This is a genomic window from Actinomadura madurae (assembly GCF_047130825.1).
GTDB classification, from domain to species: Bacteria; Actinomycetota; Actinomycetes; order Streptosporangiales; family Streptosporangiaceae; genus Spirillospora; species Spirillospora madurae.
On sequence record NZ_CP083237.1, the window covers coordinates 10,397,697 to 10,419,910 of the forward strand.

The 22,214-nt window shown below is 76.3% G+C and carries 6 protein-coding genes; all 6 read left to right on the forward strand.

The window, feature by feature from the left end:
• The first annotated feature begins 12 nt into the window (after positions 1 to 12).
• The 6 genes from K8Z49_RS48515 to K8Z49_RS48540 are packed head-to-tail and all read left to right on the forward strand — an operon-like array spanning position 13 to position 22,212.
• Positions 13 to 969, forward strand: a complete 957-nt coding sequence (locus K8Z49_RS48515; RefSeq protein ID WP_024933963.1) for an ABC transporter permease — start codon at positions 13 to 15, stop codon at positions 967 to 969.
• Positions 966 to 3,305, forward strand: coding sequence for an ATP-binding cassette domain-containing protein (locus K8Z49_RS48520; RefSeq protein ID WP_412517249.1), 2,340 nt, complete (start codon positions 966 to 968; stop codon positions 3,303 to 3,305). Before K8Z49_RS48515 ends, K8Z49_RS48520 begins: the two co-directional genes overlap by 4 nt.
• Positions 3,298 to 14,826: an amino acid adenylation domain-containing protein gene (locus K8Z49_RS48525; protein ID WP_412517250.1), complete on the forward strand. Its 11,529-nt coding sequence runs from the start codon at positions 3,298 to 3,300 to the stop codon at positions 14,824 to 14,826. Before K8Z49_RS48520 ends, K8Z49_RS48525 begins: the two co-directional genes overlap by 8 nt.
• Positions 14,823 to 20,345, forward strand: coding sequence for an amino acid adenylation domain-containing protein (locus tag K8Z49_RS48530; protein ID WP_412517251.1), 5,523 nt, complete (start codon positions 14,823 to 14,825; stop codon positions 20,343 to 20,345). The genes K8Z49_RS48525 and K8Z49_RS48530 overlap by 4 nt, the downstream gene beginning before the upstream one ends.
• Positions 20,342 to 21,430 (forward strand): NAD-dependent epimerase/dehydratase family protein, encoded by a 1,089-nt coding sequence (locus tag K8Z49_RS48535; protein ID WP_412517252.1) that lies wholly within the window; start codon positions 20,342 to 20,344, stop codon positions 21,428 to 21,430. Before K8Z49_RS48530 ends, K8Z49_RS48535 begins: the two co-directional genes overlap by 4 nt.
• On the forward strand, positions 21,427 to 22,212 hold the full coding sequence (locus tag K8Z49_RS48540; RefSeq protein ID WP_075023218.1) for a thioesterase II family protein: 786 nt from the start codon (positions 21,427 to 21,429) through the stop codon (positions 22,210 to 22,212). The genes K8Z49_RS48535 and K8Z49_RS48540 overlap by 4 nt, the downstream gene beginning before the upstream one ends.
• The last annotated feature ends 2 nt before the right edge of the window (positions 22,213 to 22,214 follow it).

Genomic DNA, 22,214 nt, shown 5'->3' on the forward strand with positions numbered 1-22,214 from the left:
GGGGACGGGGAGATGCGGGACTTCGCGCTGCGCCGGCTGGCCGCCGCGCCGCCGGTGGTGCTGGCCGTGTCGTTCGCGGTGTTCATGGCGATGTACTGGCTGCCGGGCGACGGCATCCGTGGCGGGCGGCTGCCCGCCACCGCGACGGACGCGCAGGTCGCGGCCGAGCGCGCCCGGCTCGGCCTGGACCGGCCAGTCCTCGAGCGCTACGCCCGCTGGCTCGCGGACGCGCTGCACGGCGACCTCGGGCACAGCTGGACCAGCGGGCGCCCGGTCACCGCGATGCTGGGCGGCGCGCTCGGCAACACCGCCTGGCTGATGGCCGCGACGCTGGCGGTGACGGTGCCCCTCGCGCTCGGCCTCGCGCTGTGGTGCGGGCTGCGGCCCGGCGGCCTGGTCGACCGCGCCGTCCTCGCCGTCTGCGCGCTGGGCGTCGCGGTGCCCGGATTCGTGGTCGGCATCGGGGTGTCGCTCGTGTTCGCGGTCCGGCTCGGCTGGTTCCCGGCGCTGTCGAGCCCGGACCCGGCCCGGCCGCTGCCCGCGCAGCCCGCCCTGCTGGCGCTGCCCGTCGCGGTGCTGGCGCTCGGCCTTGCCGGATACCTCGTGCAGGTCGTCCGCGCGCAGGTCGTGACGGTCGCCGCGGCCGAGTACGTCGAGGCCGCCCGGCTGCGCGGGGTGCGGCCGGCGCGGCTCGTCCGCCGGCACCTGCTGCCCGGCCTGCTGCCCGTCGCGGCGCAGCTCGTCGCGCTGTCGGCGATCGGGCTGGTCACCGAGACGGTGGTGGTGGAGAACGTCTTCACCTTCCCCGGCGCGGGGTCGCTGCTGCGGACCGCCACGGCGGACCGGGACATGCCCGTCGTGCAGGGCATCGCCGTCGTGCTGGCGCTCGTCGTGGTCGTCGCGAACGTCCTCGGCGAGCTGTGCGCCCGGCTGCTGGACCCGGCCGGGCGCGGGCGGGCCGCCGGATGAGGCCGCGCAGGCGCGTGGTGTGCTCCGCCCCCGCCGCCGGAACGGTCCTGCTGGCCGTGCCGGTCGCGGTGGCCGTGGCCGGGCCGTGGCTGGCGCCGCACGATCCGGTCGCGACGTCCGCGCACGTGCTGGCGGCGCCGCATGCCGGCGCGTGGCTCGGCACCGACCATCTCGGCCGGGACGTGCTGAGCCGCGTGCTGGCCGGAGGACGCGGCCCGGTCGGCGTGGCGTTCGGGGCCCTGGCGGTGGCCGAGGTGATCGGCGTGGCCCTCGGCCTGGCCGCCGGGCAGTCCCGCCGCGCCGGCCGGGCCGCCGTCCTCGGCGTCGCCGAGGTGTTCCTCGCCGTCCCGTCGCTGCTGCTCCTCGCGGCCCTGGTCGCCGGGTTCGGACGGTCCTGGACCCTGCTGCTCGCAGCGTCGGTCATCGTGATGGTGCCCTCGCTGATCCCGGTGATCGCGACGCGCACCACGGCGCTCGCGGGGCGGCCGTGGGCGCTGGCCGCGCTGCTGGCGGGGGAGCGGCGCGGCGCGCTGCTGCGCCGGGAACTGCTGCCGAACCTGTGGCCGGTGATCGCCGCCGACGCCGGCATCCGCCTGCTGACCGCCGTGTTCATGGTCTCCACGGCCGGCTTCCTCGGCTTCGGGCCGCGCCCGCCCGCGCCGGACTGGGGACTGATGATCTTCGAGGCGCGGGCGACGATGGGACTGCAGCCCTGGCCGGTGATCGCGCCCGCGCTGCTCATCGCCTGCTTCGCGCTCGGCGCCAACCTGCTCGCCCACCACGGCGTCGCCCGCACCGGGGGACGTCCGGGGCGCCCCCTCTCCGCGTCCGCGCCCGTGCCGGCGCCCGTACCGGCCGCCGCGCGGCCCGCCGGCGCCGGGACGGTGGCGGAGATCCGCGGCCTCACCGTCGTGGACGCCGGGGGCCGCGCGGTCCTGGACGCCGCCGACCTCGCCGTCCCCCGCGGCGGCGCCGTCGCCATCGTCGGACCGTCCGGGGCGGGCAAGAGCACGCTCGGCCTGGCGCTCCTCGGACACGTCCGGGCCGGTCTCGGCGTCACGGCCGGAACGGTGACGGTGGACGGGACGGACCTGATCGGCGCGTCCCCGGCGGAACTGCGGGCGGTGCGGCGGAGCACCGTCCGGCACGTCCCCCAGGACCCGGCGGCGGCGCTGACCCCCACCATGCGCGCCGGGCGGCTGCTCGCCGAAGCGCTGGAGGGCACCGGCGCCGACGCGTCCCCGGCCGCCGCGAAGGCGCTGCTCGATCTGGTCCGGCTGCCGACCGGCCGCGGTTTCCTGCGGCGGCGCCCGCACGAGCTGTCCGGCGGGCAGCGGCGGCGGCTCGCGCTGGCCATGGCCCTCGCCGGGCGCCCCCGGCTCATCGTGCTGGACGAGCCGACCGCCGGCCTCGACCCGCGCACCCGCGACGAGGTGCTCGCCGAACTCGGCCGGGTGCGGGCCGCGACCGGCTGCGCCCTCGTCATGATCACGCACGACCCGCTCGCCGCCGCCCGGCTGTGCGAGCGGACCGTGGGCCTGTGGGCGGGGCGCACCGCGATCCTCGCCGAGGCTCCGGCGGCGGGGCCCGTGACCGGCCCGTCCTCCGCGCCCCGGAACGGGGACGGCCCCGCCCTGCTGAGCGTCCGCGCTCTCGGCGCCTCCTACACCCGCTCCGGCGGCGCCGCACTGCGCGGCGTCGACCTCGACGTCGCGGCCGGCGAGTGCGTGGCGGTGCTCGGCCCGTCCGGCGCGGGCAAGACGACCCTCGCCCGCTGCGTCACCGGGCTGCTGCCGCCCGAATCCGGGACGGTGCTGCTCGACGGGCGGCCGCTCGCCGGGACCGCCGCCCGCCGCCCGCCCGGCCAGCGCCGCCGCATCGCCCTGGTCTTCCAGGACCCCGACACCAGCCTCAACCCGGCGCACACGGTCGGCGCGCTGCTGGCCCGCCCCGCCGCGCTGCGCGGCGCGGACGGCGCCGCCGAGGCGATCGCGCTGCTCGACGAGGTCGGGCTGCCCCGCGGCCACCGGCACCGCCGGCCGGCCGAGCTGTCCGGCGGCGAGCGGCAGCGCGTCGCCATCGCCCGCGCCCTCGCCGCCCGCCCGCACGTCCTCGTCTGCGACGAGGTCACCTCCGCGCTCGACCCCGGCACGACCGCCGGGATCTGCGCCCTGCTCGACGCGGCCCGCGCCCGCCACGGCCTCGCCCTGCTGGTCGTCACGCACGACCTCGCGGTGGCCCGGCGGCTGGCGCACCGGGTCGCCGTGCTCGACTCCGGCCGGATCGTCCGGCTGGGTCCAGCCGCCGTGCTCGCGAAGGAGACACCCCATGGCTGAAGCGACCTTCGACCAGCAGTTCGCCCCCGCGCAGGACACGACCGCGCCGGCGCACCACGCCGCCTGGTTCCGCGACACGGCCGCCGGGCGCCTCGGCCTGGCGCCCGCCGACCTCGGCGACGACGCCGACCCGATCATGCTCGGATTCGACTCGATCACGACGATGGCGCTGGTCGGCGCGTGCCGCAGGCGCGGCGTCCGGGTGACGTTCGCGGAGCTGGCCGAGCGCCGCACGTTCGGCGAGTGGACCGCGCTCGTCGCCGAGCGCGCCGGGCCGGGCTCCGCCGCACCGCCCCGCGTCCGGCACGTGGAGGTGGACGAGTCGGAGCCGTTCGACCTGGCGCTCATGCAGCACGCGTACTGGGTCGGCCGGGCCGACGAGCAGGAGCTGGGCGGGGTCTCCACCCACTTCTACAACGAGTTCGACGGCCGCGGCGTCGACCCCGGCCGGCTGGAGGGAGCGGTCCGGGCGCTGCTGGACCGGCACGCCATGCTGCGCGTGTCGTTCCTCGACGACGGCCGCCAGCGGATCCTGCCGGCGAGCCCGTGGCCCGGCCTGACCGTGCACGACCTGCGGGACCTGCGCGACGAGGCCGTCACCGCGCGCCTGGAGGAGATCCGGGACGCGCTGTCGCACCGCATGCTGCGCATCGCCGACGGGGAGGTCTTCGACGTCCGGCTGTCGCTGCTGCCGGGCGGGCGCACCCGCGTCCACGTCAACCTCGACATGCTCGCCGCCGACGCGGTCAGCTTCCGCACCCTGACGGCCGACCTCGCGGCCCTCTACGAGGATCCCGGCCGGTCCCTCCCCCCGCTGAGCTACGGCTACCCGAGCTATCTCGCCGACCGGCGCGCCCGCGACGCCGACCCGGACGGCGAGAGCGCCGCCGAGCGCGCCCGCGCCCGCGACTGGTGGCGCGCCCGGCTGCCGGAGCTGCCCGGCCCGCCCGAGCTTCCGGCCGGGGACCTCGCCAGGGAGGCCGGGACCGCCGAGGGCCGCCCGCGCCCCCGCGTGACCCGCCGCCACCACTGGCTCGGACCGGACGCCAAGGCGCGGCTGACCGACCGGGCGCGGGCCCACGGCATCACGACCGCGATGGCGCTCGCGGCGGTGTTCGCCGAGACGCTCGGCGCGTGGTCGGCCGAGCCGCGGTTCCTGCTGAACCTGCCGCTCTTCGACCGCGAGGAGCTCCATCCGGACGTGCCGCTGCTGGTGGGCGACTTCTCCAGTTCCCTGCTGCTGGCCGCCGACGTCTCCGCCCCCGCGACCTTCACCGAGCGCGCGAGCGCCCTCCAGGACGAGCTGCGGCGGGCCATCGCCCACGCCGCCTACCCCGGCATCGAGGTGCTGCGGGACCTGTCCCGCCTCTCCGGCGGCGAGCGGGTGCTGGCACCCGTCGTCTACACCAGCGCCCTCAACCTCGGCGAGCTGTTCGCCGACGGGGTGCGGCGCTGCTTCGGCGACCCGGCCTGGATCATCTCGCAGGGCCCGCAGGTGCGGCTGGACGCCCAGGTCACCGAGCTGGACGGCGGCATCCTGGTCAACTGGGACGTCCGCGACGAGGCGTTCCCGCCGGGCGTGATCGACGCGATGTTCGGCGCGTTCCGCGACCTCGTGGACCTGCTCGCCACCGACGAGGCCGCCTGGACCCGGCCCGTCCCGGACCCGCTGCCCGCCGGGCAGCGCGCCGTCCGCGACGCCGCCAACGACACCGCCGCGCCGCAGCGGCGGACGCTCCTGCACGAGGGCCTCTTCGACGGCGCCGCCGCACACCCGGGCCGCCCGGCGCTGCTGTGGGACGGCGGCGAGATGACCTACGGCGACCTCGCCGGACGGGCGCTGAGCATCGCCGCCGCCCTCCACGCGGCCGGCCTGCGCCCCGGCGGAACCGCCGCCGTCACCCTGCCGAAGGGCCCGGACCAGGCGGTCGCCGTCCTCGGCGTGCTCGCGGCCGGAGGCGTCTACGTCCCGGTCGGCGTCGAGCAGCCCGGCGCCAGGCGCGCCGCCGTGCACGCCTCCGGCGGCATCGGCTGGGTGCTGACCGACGACGCCGCGCGGATCCCGGATGACCTGCCCGGATCGCCGCGGGTCCTGGAACTGGCCGCCTGCCTCGCCGTCCCGCCCGCGCCCGCACCGGCCGACGTCTCCCCGGACGATCCGGCGTACGTGCTGTTCACCTCCGGGTCGACCGGGGTCCCCAAGGGCGTGGAGATCACCCACCGGGGCGCGGCCAACACGATCGAGGACCTCAACGACCGCTTCGGCGTCGGCCCTGACGACCGGGTGCTCGCCGTGTCGTCGCTGACCTTCGACCTGTCGGTCTACGACGTCTTCGGGCTGCTCGCGGCCGGGGGAGCCGTCGTGGTCCCGGGCGAGGACGACCGCCGCGACGCCGAGCGCTGGCTGGGGCTGATGGACCGGCACCGCGTCACCGTCTGGAACACGGTGCCGGTGCTGTTCGACATGCTGCTCACCGCCGCCGAGGCCCCGGGCGCGCCGCGCGGCGCCGTGCGGCGGCTCGCGCTGGTGATGCTCGGCGGCGACTGGGTGGGTCTCGACCTGCCCGGACGGCTCCGCGCCCTGGCACCGGACTGCCGCTGCACCGTCCTCGGCGGCGCCACCGAGGCGTCCATCCAGTCGGTGCTGTACGAGGTGGGCGAGGTCGACCCGCGCTGGCGCTCCATCCCGTACGGGCGGCCGCTGCGCAACCAGCGCGTCCGGGTCGCCGACGCGCAGGGCCGCGACCGTCCCGACCTCGTCCCCGGGGAGCTGTGGATCGGCGGCGCCGGCGTCCACGGCCGCTACCGGGGCGACGACGCGCTGACCGCCGACCGGTTCGTCGAGCACGGCGGCGAGCGCTGGTACCGGACCGGCGACCGGGTCCGCCGGCTCCCGGACGGGAACCTGGAGATCCTCGGCCGCACCGACTTCCAGGTCAAGATCGCCGGCAACCGGATCGAGCCCGGCGAGGTCGAGGCCGCGGTCCGCGCCCACCCGGCGGTGCGCGGCGCCGTCGCCGCCGTGGTGGCCGACGAGGGCGGCACGCCGCGGCTGCGCGCCATGGCCGCGATCGGCGACGCCCCCGCCACCGGGGACCTCGCCGAGGAGATCCGGGCCGGCTGCGCCCGGTCGCTGCCGCCCGCGATGCTCCCGGAACTGGTCCTGCCGGTCGCCGAGCTCCCCCTCACGCCGGGCGGGAAGGTCGACCGGCGGGCCGTCCGCGCCGCCTTGGCCGCGCCGCCCGCCCTGCGGGCCGGCGACCGGCACGACCGGTTCGACGCGCCGCGGGGGCCGATCGAGGAGGCCGTGGCCTCGCTGTGGGCCGACCTGCTCGGCACCGGTCCCGTCGCCCGCGGCGACGACTTCTTCCGGCTCGGCGGCGACAGCCTGTCCGCCACCCGCTCGGTGTCCCGGCTGCGCGAACGCGTCCTGCCCGATGGGGCCCGGATCGGCGGTGTGGAACTCGGCGCCCTGCTGCGCACCCGGACCGTCGCCGCGTTCGCCGCGACGCTGCGCCCCGAGACCGGCGACGGCGCCGCGCCCGCCCCGGCCCTCGTCGCCGACCCCGCGAACCGGGGCGAGCCGTTCCCGCTGACCGACGTCCAGCACGCCTACCTGCTCGGCCGCGACGCGAGCCTCCCGCTCGGCGGCATCGGCGCCAACTTCTACCTCGAACTCGACGGCGCCGGGCTGGACGTCGCGCGCTTCACCCGCGCGTGGGACCGGCTCATCGCCCGGCACGAGATGCTCCGCGCCGTGGTCGCCGACGGCCGCCAGCGCATCCTGCGGGTGCCGGAGGTGCCCGGCCTCACCGTGCGGACCTGGGCGGCGGCCGACGCCGACGCGGCCCGGCGGCTGCTGCGGCCCCTGCGGGACCGGACGTTCGACCCGGCGTGCTGGCCGCTGTTCGCCGCCGAGGTCGTCCGGTACGGGACGGGACGGGTCCGCGTCGGCATCAACCTCGACCCCATCGTGTTCGACGGGCTCAGCGTCAAGACCCTCATGGCCGAGCTGGCCCGGATCTACGCCGACCCGGACGCCGCCCTTCCCGAGATCGGGCCGTCGTTCCGCGACTACGTGCTCAGCGTCCGTCCCGGCGCCGCCGAGCGCACGGCGGCCGAGGCGTACTGGTACGGCCGCCTGGACGAGCTGCCGCCCGGGCCGATGCTGCCGCTCGCGGCCGACCCGGCGACGCTCGGCCCTCCCCGGTTCACCCGGCACGCCCGCACGCTCCCGGCCGACGCGTGGGCGCGGATCAAGGACCGGGCCCGCGAGCACGGGCTGACGCCCTCGTCGGTCCTGCTGACCTGCTTCGCCGAGGTGCTGTCGCGGTGGAGCGCCGAACCGGACCTCACCCTCAACCTGACGCTGTTCGACCGCCGCGACGTCCATCCCGACATCGAGCGGGTGGTCGGCGACTTCAGCTCGCTGATCCTGCTGGCCTACCGGCCGGGGCCGGGCACCTGGCTCGACCTCGCGCGCGAGACGCAGGAGCAGCTCGCCCGCGACATCGAGCACCGCGCGGTGTCGGCCGTGGAGGTGCAGCGCCGCCTCGCGCGGCGGGTCGGGGTCGGCGCGGCGGTCGCCCCGGTCGTGTTCACCAGCACGCTCGGCGCGGGCGGCGGCCTGTTCGACGGCGCCGGCGGCGACTTCCCCGCGTTCGTCGGCGGCGGCTCGCAGACGCCGCAGGTGTGGCTCGACCACCAGGTCGTCGAGCAGCACGGCGACCTGCTGCTGAGCTGGGACGTCGTCGAGAAGCTGTTCCCGGACGGCCTGATCGGGGACATGTTCGCCGCCTACCTCGCGCTGCTGGACCTCCTCGCCGACCCGGCGACCGCGGACGCCTGGAAGCGGCCCGTCCCCGACCTGCGTCCGTCCGGGCAGGTCGAGGTGCGGGAGCGGGTGAACGCGACGGCTGGTCCGGTGCCGGAGGGGTTGTTGCATGGCGGGTTCTTCCGGTGTGCGGCGAGGGCTCCGGGGCGGGTGGCGCTGCTGTGGGGTGGGTCGGGGTCGATGACGTATGGGGAGTTGTCGGCAAGGGCGCTGGAGGTGGCGGGCGCGCTGCGGGGGCGTGGTGTGCGTCCGGGCGACACGGTGGCGGTGTGCTTGCCGAAGGGTTCGGATCAGGTGGTGGCGGTACTGGGGGTGCTGTCCGCCGGGGCGGCGTATCTGCCGGTCGGTGTCGATCAGCCGCCCGCCCGCCGCGACCGCATCCTCGCCGGAGGCGATGCCCGCTGGGCGCTCACCGAGGACTCCTCGGAATGGCCGCCCGGTGTCGAACCGATCAGCGTCGGCGAGACCCGGAACGCCCCAGCCCTCCAGGCACCGGTCGAGGTCTCCGCCGACATGACCGCCTATGTGGTGTTCACGTCGGGTTCGACGGGTGAGCCGAAGGGTGTGGAGATGACGCACCGGGCGGCGTTGAACACGGTGGAGGACATCAGCGCCCGGTACGGGGTGGGCTCGGAGGACCGGGTGCTGGCGGTGTCGGCGCTGGATTTCGATCTGTCGGTGTACGACGTGTTCGGTCTGCTGGGCGCGGGTGGTGCTCTGGTGCTGGTGGAGGAGGAGGCGCGGCGCGATCCTGAGCGCTGGCATGAGCTGGTGGCGCTGCATCAGGTGACGGTGTGGAACACCGTGCCGGTGCTGTTCGAGATGTTCCTCACCGCCGCCGCCTGGCAGCCCGCCGAACCGTTCGACACCCTGCGCCTGGTCCTGGTCTCCGGCGACTGGGTCGCCCGTGACCTCGGAGCCCGCCTCTCGGCGCTCGCACCCGGCTGCCTGCTCGTGGCGCTGGGCGGCGCGACGGAGGCGGCGATCTGGTCCAACCAGTACGAGGTCACCGACCTCATGCCGGACTGGCCGTCGGTCCCGTACGGGACGCCGTTGCGCAGCCAGTGTTTCCGGGTGGTGGACGCGCATGGCCGTGACTGTCCCGACTGGGTGCCGGGCGAGTTGTGGATCGGTGGTGCCGGGGTGGCGCGCGGGTACCGCAACGATCCGGTGCGCACGGCCGAGCGGTTCCCGCTGCATGATGGCCGTCGCTGGTACCGGACCGGCGACCTGGGGCGCTACCGTCCCGGCGGGCTGCTGGAATTCCTGGGCCGTACCGACCACCAGGTCAAGATCCGCGGCCACCGCATCGAGCTCGGCGAGATCGAGGCCGCGCTGCGCTCCCACCCCGGGGTCCGGACGGCCGTTGCCGTGGTCGCAGGCTCCGCCACCGCCCGCCTCGGCGCCGTCCTGGTGCCGAACGCGGCCGGCGCCGTCCTCGACCCCGAACAGGTCCGCGCCCACGCCGCCGCCCTCCTGCCCGCCGTGATGCTGCCCGAGCAGCTCATCGTCGTGCCCGAGCTGCCGACCTCCGCCAACGGCAAGGTCGACCGGGCCGCGCTCGCGCGCCGGCTGGAGCACGCGGTGCCGGACGGGGCGGGCGGCACGGCCCCGCGCGGGCCCGTCGAGGAGGTCGTGGCCGAGACCTGGGCCGAGGTGCTCGGCCGCGAGCGCCCCGACCGCACCGCGGACTTCTTCCTCCTCGGCGGCGACAGCCTCGCCGCGACCCGCGTCGTCGGGCACCTGCTGTCGCCGCGCGTCGGCGTGCGCGGGGCGTCCGTGGGCGCCCTGTTCGAGCGGCCCGTCCTCGCCGACTTCGCGGCCGGGCTGCGCCTGGACGGCCCGTCCGCCGGGGCCGAGCCGCTGTCCGCCGACCCCGCCGCCCGGCACGAGCCCTTCCCGCTCACCGAGGTGCAGCACGCCTACCTGCTCGGCCGCGCCGACGGGATGCCGCTCGGCGGCATCGGCACCACCTACTACCTGGAGTTCACCGGCGAGCGGATCGACACGCGGCGGCTGTCGGACGCCTGGAACGCGCTGATCGCACGGCACGAGATGCTCCGCGTGGTCGTCGAGGACGGCGCGCAGCGCGTCCTGCCGCACTCGGCGGTCACCGCGTGCGAGGTCCGCACCGCCGAGGCCGCGGACGCAGGTTCGGCGTCGGAACTGCTGCGCCGCTCCCTGACGGGCCGCACGTTCGACCCGTCCCGCTGGCCGCTGTACGCGAGCATGGTCGTGCACCACGGCGCCGGGTCGTCCCTCGGCATCGTCGTGGACTACCTCGTCCTGGACGGTCTGAGCGTCCACATCCTTCTCGGCGAGCTGGCCGCGCTCTACGACGACCCGGACGCGGCGCTCCCGCCGCTGGAGGTCTCGTTCCGCGACTACGTGCTGGGCGTCCGGCCGTCCGACGCCGAGCGCACCGACTCCGAGCGGTACTGGCGGGCACGGCTGGGCACGCTCCCGCCGGCGCCGAGGCTGCCCCTGGCCAAGGACCCGGCCACGGTGACGCGGCCGCGCTTCAGCCGCCGCGAGGGCCGGCTGGCCCCCGCCCGCTGGGCGGCGGTCAAGACCTGGGCCCGCGACCACGGCGTCACCCCGTCCATGGTGCTGCTGGCCTGCTACGCCGAGGTGCTGTCGCGGTGGAGCGCCGAACCGGATCTGACGATCAACCTGACGCTGTTCGACCGCCGCGACGTCCATCCCGGCATCGGCGCCGTCCTCGGCGACTTCACCTCCCTCACCCTGCTGGAACACCGCCCGGCCGCGGGGGAGGACCTGCGCGCGGGCGCCCGCCGGCTCCAGGAGCGGCTCGCCGCGGACCTGGACCACCGCGCCGTGTCGGCCGTGTGGGTGCAGCGGGAGCTGGCCCGCGCGAAGAGCCCGGCCGAGGCCGCGATGCCCGTGGTGTTCACCAGCACGCTCGGCATGTCCGACGACCTCTTCGACCGGATGCCCGCGAGCTTCCCCGCGTTCACCGGCGGTGCCTCCCAGACGCCGCAGGTGTGGCTGGACCACCAGGTGATGGAGCAGCGCGGGGCGCTCGTCTTCCACTGGGACGCGGTGGACGAGCTGTTCCCGGACGGGCTCCTGGACGACATGTTCGCCGCCTACCAGGACCTCGTCGCCACCCTGATCACGGCGCCTTCCGGCGTCCCGGGCACCGCCATCGCACTCCCGGCCGGGCAGGTCGAGGTGCGGGAGCGGGTGAGCGCGACGGCTGGTCCGGTGCCGGAGGGGTTGTTGCATGGCGGGTTCTTCCGGTGTGCGGCGAGGGGTCCGGAGCGGGTGGCGCTGCTGTGGGGTGAGTCGGGGTCGATGACGTACGGGGAGTTGTCGGCGAGGGCGCTTGGCGTGGCGGGTGTGCTGCGGGGGTTTGGTGTGCGTCCGGGCGACACGGTGGCGGTGTGCTTGCCGAAGGGTCCGGATCAGGTGGTGGCGGTGTTGGGGGTGCTGGCCGCCGGGGCGGCGTATCTGCCGGTCGGTGTCGATCAGCCGCCCGCCCGCCGCGACCGCATCCTGGCCACGGCCGAAGTACGGCATGTCGTCGCGGACGACTTCGCCGACCCGCCGGACCACGTCACTGTCGTCCGCCTCACCGAAGGGCACGGCCCGCTGGAGGCGCCCGCGCCCGTGGACCCCGACTCCCTGGCCTATGTGGTGTTCACGTCGGGTTCGACGGGTGAGCCGAAGGGTGTGGAGATGACGCACCGGGCGGCGTTGAACACGGTGGAGGACATCAGCGCCCGGTACGGGGTGGGCTCGGAGGACCGTGTGCTGGCGGTGTCGGCGCTGGATTTCGATCTGTCGGTGTACGACGTGTTCGGTCTGCTGGGCTCCGGTGGGGCGTTGGTGTTGGTGGAGGAGGAGGCGCGGCGCGATCCTGAGCGCTGGCATGAGCTGGTGGCGCTGCATCAGGTGACGGTGTGGAACACCGTGCCGGTGCTGTTCGAGATGTTCCTCACCGCCGCCGCCTGGCAGCCCGCCGCACCCGGCGGCCTCCGGCTCGTCCTGGTCTCCGGCGACTGGGTCGCCGTCGACCTCCACGAACGTCTCCGGGCACTGGCACCGGACTGCCGGCTGATCGCGCTCGGCGGCGCCACCGAAGCCGCGATCTGGTCCAACCACCACGAGATCTCCGACGGCCTCCCCGAAGGCTGGCCCTCGGTTCCGTACGGGACGCCGTTGCGCAACCAGTGTTTCCGGGTGGTGGACGCGCATGGCCGTGACTGTCCCGACTGGGTGCCGGGCGAGTTGTGGATCGGTGGTGCCGGGGTGGCACGGGGGTATCGCAACGATCCGGTGCGGACGGCCGAGCGGTTCCCGCTGCATGATGGCCGTCGCTGGTACCGGACCGGCGACCTGGGGCGCTACCGTCCCGGCGGGCTGCTGGAGTTCCTGGGCCGTACCGACCACCAGGTCAAGGTCCGCGGCCACCGCATCGAGCTCGGCGAGATCGAGGCCGCGCTGCGTACGCACAAGGCGGTCGGCCAGGCCGTCGTGACCGCGCCCGGCGAACGGGGCGCGCGGCGGCTGGTGGCCTTCGTCCGGGCCGCGGACGGCGCCGACCTCCCGGAACCCGCCGAGCTGCGCGACCACCTCGCCGGACGCCTGCCCGCGCACTCCGTCCCGGCCGCGATCGTCCCGGTCGACGCGTGGCCGGTCACCGCCAACGGCAAGATCGACCGTGCCGCGCTCCACCGGACGGCGGGGGAGACCGCCCCCGGCTCCGCCCGGCCGCGGGGCGCGACCGAGGAGCTGGTCGCGGCGCTGTGGAGCGAGGTCCTCGGCGTGGCCGGCGTCGGCCGCGACGACGGCTTCTTCGCCCTCGGCGGCGACTCGCTGCTCGGCACCCGCCTGCTCGGGCGGCTGCACGAGCACGGCATCGACGCCGAGCTCGCCGACCTGTTCGGACGTCCCGTCCTGCGCGACTTCTGCGCCGGGCTGACCCGGTCGGGCGGCGTCGGCCCGGCGGCCCCGCCGAAGGTCGTGCCCGATCCCGCCCGCGAGCACGAGCCGTTCGAGGCGACCGACGTGCAGCGGGCGTACTGGGTGGGGCGCCGCCCCGGCCTCGCGCTCGGCGGCGTCGGCGCGCACTACTACAGCGAGTTCGACGGCGAGGACGTCGACGTCCCGCGCCTGGAACGCGCCTGGAACCTGCTGATCGCCCGGCATGCCGAGCTGCGGTCGGTGTTCACCCCGGACGGCCGCCAGCGGTTCCTGCCCGCCGGCTCCGTCCCGCCCCTGGTCGTCCGCACCCACCGGGTCGCCGACAACGCCTCGGACGCGCAGGTCCAGGCGGTCCTGGACGGACTGCGGGAATGGATGTCGCACCAGGTCATGGACCCCGAGCGGTGGCCGCTGTTCGACGTGCGCGCCGTCCGCTACCGGCGCGGCGGCCGGGTCCGCACCCGCGTCGCGGTCGGGCTGGACAACATCGTGCTCGACGGGCTCAGCATGATGATCGTCTTCTCCGAGCTGGAGGAGCTGTACCGGGACCCGGCGGCGGAGCTGCCCCCGCGCGCCCTGACGTTCCGCGACTACCGGACGCAGGTCCGGCCCGACCCCGGCGCGGAGCGGGCGGCGCGCGAGTACTGGCTGGACCGCCTGGACGACCTGCCGCCCGGCCCGCTCCTGCCCCTGCGCGCCGACCCGTCCGCCATAGAGCGGCCCCGGTTCGTCCGCCGCGAGGTCCGCGTCCCCGCCCGGGTGTGGGGCGCGGCCAAGGACCGCGCCCGCGCCCATGACCTCACCCCCGCGGCGCTGCTGCTCGCCTGCTACGCCGAGGTGCTGTCGCGGTGGAGCGCGCACCCCGACCTGACGGTCAACCTGACGCTGTTCGACCGCCGCGACGTCCATCCCGACATCGGCGCCATCCTCGGCGACTTCACCTCCCTGCTCCTGCTGGAGTACCGCACCCGCCCCGGCGACACCCGGCTCGCCCGCGCGCACCGGCTGCGCGACCGGCTCGCCCGCGACCTCGGCCACCGCGAGGTGTCGGCGGTCTGGGTGCTGCGGGAGCTGGCCCGGCGCGGCGGCACCCCGCCGGGGACCGCCGCGGGCGGCGCCCCGGTCGTGTTCACCAGCGGGCTCGGGATCGCCGGCGGCCGGTCCATCGACCCGCCGCCCTGGTTCCCGGCGCGGATCTGGGGCGTGTCGCAGACCCCGCAGGTTTGGCTGGACCAGCAGGTGTCGGAGGCCGCGTCCGGCGACCTCGTCGTGAACTGGGACTGCGTCGCCGACCTGTTCGACGCCGGGACCGTGGACGCGATGTTCGGCGCCTACCGCGAGCTGATCGAGCTGGCCGCGACGGACGCGTGGGCGGGCTCGGAGCCCGGCCCGTCCGCCGGGGTCACCGCGCGGGCGGCGATCCCGGCCGTCCCGCCCGAGGACCGGCACGTGCCCGAAGCGGCCGCCGAACGGGACGCGCCACCCGACGGCGAGACCGAACGGGTGCTCGCGGAGATCTGGCGCGACCTGCTCGGAGTCCGCGACATCGGCCGCTTCCACGACTTCTTCGTCCTGGGCGGCGACTCCCTGCTCGCCACCCGGATGCTGGCGGCCGTCCACCGCCGCCTCGACACCGACCTGACCCTGCGGGAGTTCTTCGCCGGCCCGACGATCGCCGAGGCCGCCGCGCTGTGCGCGCCCCTGGCGCCCGCCGAGACCGAGGAGGGGGAGCTGTGACGACCACACCGGACACGACCAAGACACCGGACACGACCAAGACACCGGACACCGCACGCCAGGACGTCGGCCGGTTCATCGCCGAGCTGGAGGACGCCGGCGTCCGGCTGTGGGCCGACGGCGACCGGCTGCGGTTCCGCGCCCCCAAGGGCGTGATGACCGAGGAGCGGCGCGCCGCAGTCCGCGACCGGCGCGCCGCCGTCCTGGACCACCTGCGGCGCGATGCGCTGCCCGCCGCGGTGCCCGACCCGGACTCCCGGCACGAGCCGTTCCCGCTGACCGACGTGCAGGCCGCCTACCTCATCGGCCGGCACGACGCCTTCGACCTCGGCGGCGTCGGCTGCCACAGCTACCTCGAACTGGCGTTCCCCGAACTCGACGCCGGACGGGTGGAGGCGGCGTGGCGGCGGGTCGTCGAGCGCCACGCGATGCTGCGCGCCGTCGTCCACCGGGACGGCCACCAGCGGGTCCTCACGGACGTCCCGCCGTACCGGGTCGCCGTCGCCGACCTGCGGGCCACCGCACCGGACGAGGCGCGCGGCGCCCTCGAACGGGCCCGCGAGGAGATGGCGCATCGCGTGTACGCCCCCGAACGCTGGCCCCTGTTCGACCTTCGAGTCACGCTGTGCCCGGAACGCGCGGTCCTGCATCTGTCGATCGAGATGCTGGTCGCCGACTTCGTCAGCGTGCAGATCCTCCTGGCCGACCTCGACCGCTTCTACACCGACCCGGATGCCCCGGCATCCACTCTGGAGCTGGGCTTCCGCGACTACGTCGTCGCCGAGCGGAGCCTGCGGCACGGCAGGCGGTACGAGCGGGACCGCGACTACTGGTGGTCGCGCGTCGACGCCCTCCCGCCCGCGCCCGAACTGCCGCAGGCCGGCGACGGAGCCCCGGTCCCCGGAACGGACGGCGAGGACCGCGCCGGTACGGCCGCGCGCTTCCGGCGCCACACGTGCACGCTGGCGCCGCCGGAGTGGGAGCGGCTGAAGGAGGCGGCGAGGGAGGCGGGAGTGACCGCCTCGGGCGCCGTGCTCGCCGCCTACGCCGAGGTGCTGCTGCGATGGAGCCGCCGCCCCCGGTTCACGCTGAACCTCACGATCAACGGCCGGCTGCCGCTGCACGATCAGGTGGACGCGCTGGTCGGCGACTTCACCGCCGTCGTCCCGCTGGAGGTGGACGGCTCGGCGGACGTCCCGTTCGCCGAGCGGGCGCGTGCGCTGGCGGCGCGGCTGTTCGAGGACCTGGACCACCGGGCCTGCTCGGGCGTCGAGGTGCTGCGCGAGGTCGCGCGGCGGCGGGGCAGGGCGGAGGCGCTCATGCCGGTGGTCTTCACCAGCGCCCTCGGCCTCGCCGGGGACGGCGCGGAACGCGGCGCGCTCACCGGTTCCGGCGAACTGCTGTACGGCATCAGCCAGACTCCCCAGGTCTGGCTGGACTGCCAGGTGATGGAGCACCGTGGCGCGCTGGTCGTGAACTGGGACGTCCGCGACGGCGTCTTCCCCGCCGGCGTGATCGAGGACGCGTTCGCCGCGTTCACGACCCTGCTCGCCGGGCTCGCCGGCGACGACCCGGCCGCGGTGTGGCGCTCCCCGTCGCCGGTCGAGCCGCCGGCCGAGCAGCGCCGCGTCCGGGCGGAGGCCAACGACACCGCCGGCCCGCTGCCGGACGGCCTCCTGCACGATCCGTTCCTCGCCCGCGCCCGGCTGCGGCCCGACCGCACCGCCGTCGTCACGGGCGGCGCGGCGCTCACCTACGGGGAGCTCGCCGCCCGCGCCTCCGGGATCGCGGCCACCCTGTCCTCTGGGCACCCGCCCTCCGGTGACGCCCCCGTCGCCGTCCTGCTGGACAAGGGCGCCGACCAGATCGCCGCGGTGCTCGGCATCCTCATGGCGGGCCGGGCCTACCTGCCCGTCGACCCGGGCCAGCCCGCGATCCGCCGTGACACGATCCTGGCGGACGCCGGCGTCACGGAGGCGATCACCGACCCGGACTCCGGCCGCGACCTGCCGCCGGGCGTCACCGTCGTGCACGCCGGAAACCCGGCGTCCGGCCCGCCCCCCGCGAGTTCCGCGGCGCCGGACGACACCGCGTACGTCATCTACACCTCGGGCTCGACCGGCCGGCCGAAGGGCGTCGTCATCACCCACCGCGCCGCCCGCAACACCGTCGACGACATCATGCGCAGGTCCGGGCTGGGACCGGACGACCGCGTCCTCGGCCTCGCCGGGCTCGGCTTCGACCTGTCGGTGTTCGACATCTTCGGCACGCTCGCGGCCGGCGGCGCGCTCGTCCTGCCCGAGCCGGGCCGCCGCGACCCCGCGCACTGGGCGCGGACCGCCGCCGCGCACGGCGTCACGATCTGGAACTCGGTGCCCGCCCAGCTCCGGATGCTCGCCGACCACCTCGAAACGGCCGGCGCCCGGCCGGACCTCTCCGCGCTGCGCCTCGCGCTGCTGAGCGGAGACTGGATCCCGGTGACGCTCCCGGACCGGATCCGGGACCTGCTGCCCGGCATCGAGCTGACCTCCCTCGGCGGCGCGACGGAGGCGTCCATCTGGTCCATCGCGTACCCGATCGGGCCCGTGCCGGACGGCTGGCGCAGCATCCCGTACGGGCTGCCGCTGACCAACCAGACCTTCCACGTCCTGGACGGGCACGGCCGCGACCGTCCCGACTGGGTGCCCGGAGAGCTGTACATCGGCGGCGCGGGCGTCGCGTCCGGCTACCTCGGCGACCCCGAGCGCACGGCCGAGCGTTTCGTCACGGTCCCGGGCAAGGAGGGGCGGCTGTACCGGACCGGGGACGTCGGCCGCTACCTGCCCGGCGGCGCCATCGAGTTCCTCGGCCGCGAGGACCTCCAGGTCAAGGTCCGCGGCCACCGCATCGAGCTGCCGGAGATCGAGGCGGCGCTGCTGTCGCATCCCGGGGTGGCGTCGGCGGCCGTGGTCGCCGCCGGCGAATCCGGCGGTGACCGGCGGCTCGCCGCCTACGTCGTGCCCGCCGCGGCCGCCGCACCGGAACGCGAGCCCGCGCCCGAGCTGGAGGAGACCGCCGCCGCGGACGCGGCCCGCGTGCTCGCGGGCACCGACCCGGACCGGGTCACCCGGTTCGCGGACGCGATGGACGAGGTCGCCCTGCTGTCGATGGCGCACGCGCTCCGCACCCTCGGCCTCTTCGGCGACGGCGACGGCGCCTACACCGACGGCGAGCTGGTGGCCGCGACCGGCGCCGCGCCCCGCAACCGGCGGGTCGTGCGCCGCTGGCTCCGGGTGCTGCTCGACAACGGCCTGCTCCGCCGGGACCCCCGCGGGCGCCTGCACGCCCTCACCCCCACCGACACCGCCACGCTCGCGGACGCGTGGACCCGGCTGACCGACGCGCAGCGCGGCCTGGACGACGGCGCCGCGCTGATCGCGTTCCTGCGGGCCTGCGCGGAGCGGCTGCCCGGACTCGTCCAGGGCCGCGAGAGCGCCCTGGCGCTGCTTTTCCCCGGCGGCGACGTGCGCACCGCCAACGCCGCCTACCGCGACAACCTGATCAGCCGGTACGCCAACCGCGCCGTCGCCTCCGTGCTGGCCGGCATCGCCGAGGCGCACCCGGGGCCGCTGCGGATCCTGGAGGTCGGCGCGGGCGTCGGCGGGACGACCGCCCACGTCGTCCCGGCCCTCGACGGGCACGACGTGGACTACCTGTTCACCGACCTGTCGCGGTTCTTCCTCGACGAGGCGCGCGAGGCGTTCGGCCGGTACCCGTGGATGCGGTACGGCCTGTTCGACATGAACACCGGCACCGCCGCGCAGGGCATGCGGCCCGGCTCGTTCGACGTCGTGCTGTGCGCCAACGTCCTGCACAACGCGCTGTCGGCGGACGAGGCCGTCGCCAGGCTGCGGGACCTGCTCGCGCCCGGGGGCCGGCTGGTCGTCATCGAGACCACGCGCGAGAACTACCAGGTCATGACCTCGATGGAGTTCCTCATGACCTTCGACGAGGCCGACCGCCCCGACTTCGCCGACGCGCGGCACGGCAAGGACCGCATCTTCCTGGACCGCGCCGAGTGGACGGCCGCGCTGCGCGGCGCCGGCGGCGAGGTCGAGGTGTGCCTGCCCGGCGACGGTGACCCGCTGGAACGCTTCGGCCAGACCGTCCTCACGGCCCGCTTCGGCGACCCCGCCGGGCTCCGGCTCGACCGCGCGGACCTGGCCCGGCACCTCGCCGAGCGGCTGCCCGAGTACATGGTCCCCGGCCGTATCGAGCCGCTGGAGGCGCTGCCCCTCACCGCGAACGGCAAGATCGACAGGGCGGCGCTGACCGGCCGGGCCGCGAGCGCGGCGGGCCCGTCCGGACCGTCCGGCGAACCGCCGCGCGACGCCCTGGAGCGCCGCCTCGCCGCGATCTGGGCGCGCGTCCTCGACGTGCCGGAGCCGGGACGCGACGACGACTTCTTCGCCCTCGGCGGCGACTCGCTGCTGCTGTCCCGGCTCACCGGCCTCCTGCGCGAGGAGCTTCCCGAGGCCGCCGCGCTGGAATGGGAGGACATCGTCCCCGCGCTGCTGGCCCGGCCCACGATCGCCGCCCTGGCCGGCTCGCTGCGTGCCGCGAAGCGCACGGCCTCGCCCGTGACGGTGCTCAGCGAGGCGCCCGCCGCGGGGAGGCGGACCTGCGTGCTCGTCCACGACGGCAGCGGCACGCTGCTGCCGTACCGGGCGCTCGTCGCCGAACTGTCGGGGACGCGCCCGCTCACCGGCATCGCACCGCCCGACCTGGACGCCTACCTCGCCCGCCCCAGGGAGTCCCTGATCGACGATCTCGCCGCCGAGTACGCCGCCGCCCTCGCCGCCGCGGCGCCGGGCCGCGTCGACGTGGTCGGCTACTGCATGGGCGGGATGATCGCCGCCGAGCTGGCCCGCCGGCTGCCCGCGCACGGCGTGGACGTGGGCTCCCTCACCGTGGTCAGCAGCCACCGGGTCCCGTACCTGGTGGACGAGCCCGCGCTCGTCGAGTACGGGCTCGCCCGCGTCCTCGGCGCCGACCCCGGCGCGGCGGGGCTGCCCGCGGACCCCGGGCCGCTGGGACGCGCCGTCCGCGCCGCCCTGGACGAGCATGACGGCCGCGTCCCCGAGGGATCTCTGGACGGGATCGCCGGGATCGCCGCCTACCGGGCCCGTCCGCCCGCCGAACGCGTCGCCGCCCTCGCCCGCGCCGCGCTGCCCGGCGAGGATCCCGGACGCGCGGCGGCGAGCATGGAACGCACGCTCGCCGTCTTCACCCACAGCGTCAACGCCGTCGCCCGCTGGACGCCCGAACCGTACGAAGGCGACATCACCGTCGTGCGGCAAATCTCCCGAGAGCCCTTCCTGCCGGGAGTCACCGACGAGCCGTCCGGCTTCTGGCGGACCCTGTGCGCCGGCCGGTTCTCGCTCGTGGACGTGCCGGGGGACCACTTCGGCTGCATGCGGCCGCCCAACGTGGAGGCCGTCGCCCGCGTGATCCGGCGGGCGGGGGAGGGCGCCCGGTGATCGGCGTCCTCGGCGCGACGGGCGCGGTGGGCCGCGCCGCCGTCCCGGGCCTGGCGGGGCTCGGGCTCCCGCTGCGGTGCGCCGCGCGCCGCCCGCCCGTCCCCGGCGACGGCACGTGGGCCGTGGACCTGCGGGACCCGGCCCGGCTCGCGGAGTTCTGCGCGGGCTGCCGGGTCGTCGTCAACTGCGCGGGCCCCTCCTACGAGGTGCTCGACACGGTCGCCCGCGCCGCGCTCGACGCCGGCGCCGACTACGTCGACCCCGCCGGGGACGACCCGCTGCACGCCCTGCTCGCCCCGCGCGACCTCGCCTCGCGCGGCAGGCGCGCGGTGCTGTCGGCCGGGCTGCTCCCCGGGCTGAGCGGCCTGCTGCCCCGGATGCTCGCCGGGCACGGGCAGGCCACCGGACTGCTCGCGTTCGCGGGCGGGCTCGCCCCGCTGACCCCCGCCGCCGCCCGCGACTTCCTGCTCAGCGCGAGCGCGGGCATCGGGGAGCCGTTCGCCGGCTGGTCCGGCGGCCGGCGGGCGCCCCGGTCGCTGCGGCCGGTCCGGGACGTGCGGCTGCCGTTCCTGCCCGGCGAGGCCACCGCCTACCCGTACCTGCCGACCGAGATCGAGCGGGCCGCCGCCCTGCTGGGGGTCCGGGAGGCGCGCTGGTACAACGTCTTCCCCACCGGACGGGCCGAACGGGTGCTGAGCGCGCTGTGGAACGGCGGCGTGCCCGACCTGGACGAGGCCGCCGCGCGGCTCATGGAGGCGATCCGGCTCGACCTCGCCGGGCGCGACCCCTACCACCGGATCGTCGTCCAGGCGTCCGGCCCGGCGGGCACCAGGACGCTCGTCGTCGCCTCCACCGACGGCTACGAGCCGGCCGCCGCCGTGACCGTCGCCGCCACCGCCGCCGTCCTCGGCGGGACCGTCCCCGCCGGGACGCACTACGCGGCCGGCGTGCTGGAGCCGTCCGAGGTGCGCGCCCTGCTCGGCGGCCTGCCCGGCGTGACCCTCACCGAGGCCGGGCCGGAACTGCACCTCATCGACGTCGAAAGGGCCGGCGCGGGCCGCACGGTCGAGGAAGGAGACCTGTGACCGGCACGGAACCCGGCGGTCAGGACGACCGCTGGCTGCGCATCTACCGGCCGAGGCCGGACGCCGCCCTGCGGCTGGTCCTCCTCCCGCACGCCGGCGGGTCGGCGAGCTTCTACCGCTTCTGGCCCGGGCTGATGCCCGACAGCGTCGAGGTGGTCGCCGTCCAGTACCCCGGTCGCGAGGACCGGCTCGGCGACCCGCGCATCGACGACATGGACGACCTCGCCACCGCCCTGACCGGCGTGATCTCCCGCCAGGTCCGCGCCCCGTACGCCCTGTTCGGGCACAGCCTCGGCGCCGCCGTCGCCTACGAGACGGCCCGCCGCCTGGAGGACTCGGGGCCGGGGCCGGTCCATCTGCTGGCCTCCGGCCGCCACGCCCCGCAGGACTTCCGGCACGAGGACGTCCACCTGCGCGACGACGACGCTCTCGTCGCGGAGCTGACACGGCTCGGCGGGACGGCGGCGGTGCTGCTGTCCGAACCCGCCCTGCGCGAGATGGTCGTGCCGATCCTGCGCAACGACTACCGGCTGGCCGAGACGTACCGGTGCGCGGACCCCCGCCCGCTGCGCTGCCCCATCACCGCGGTCATCGGGGAACGCGACCCGGAGGTGACGCGAGCGGAGGCACGGCGATGGGAGCACCTCACGCGGGCGGCGTTCAAGCTCTGGGTCCTGCCCGGCGGCCACTTCTACCTCAGCACCGAGCGCCACGCCGCCGTCGACCGCGTCCTCCACGCACTCGGCCTCGCCGAAACCCCCACCTGGCCGTCGACCCCCTGACC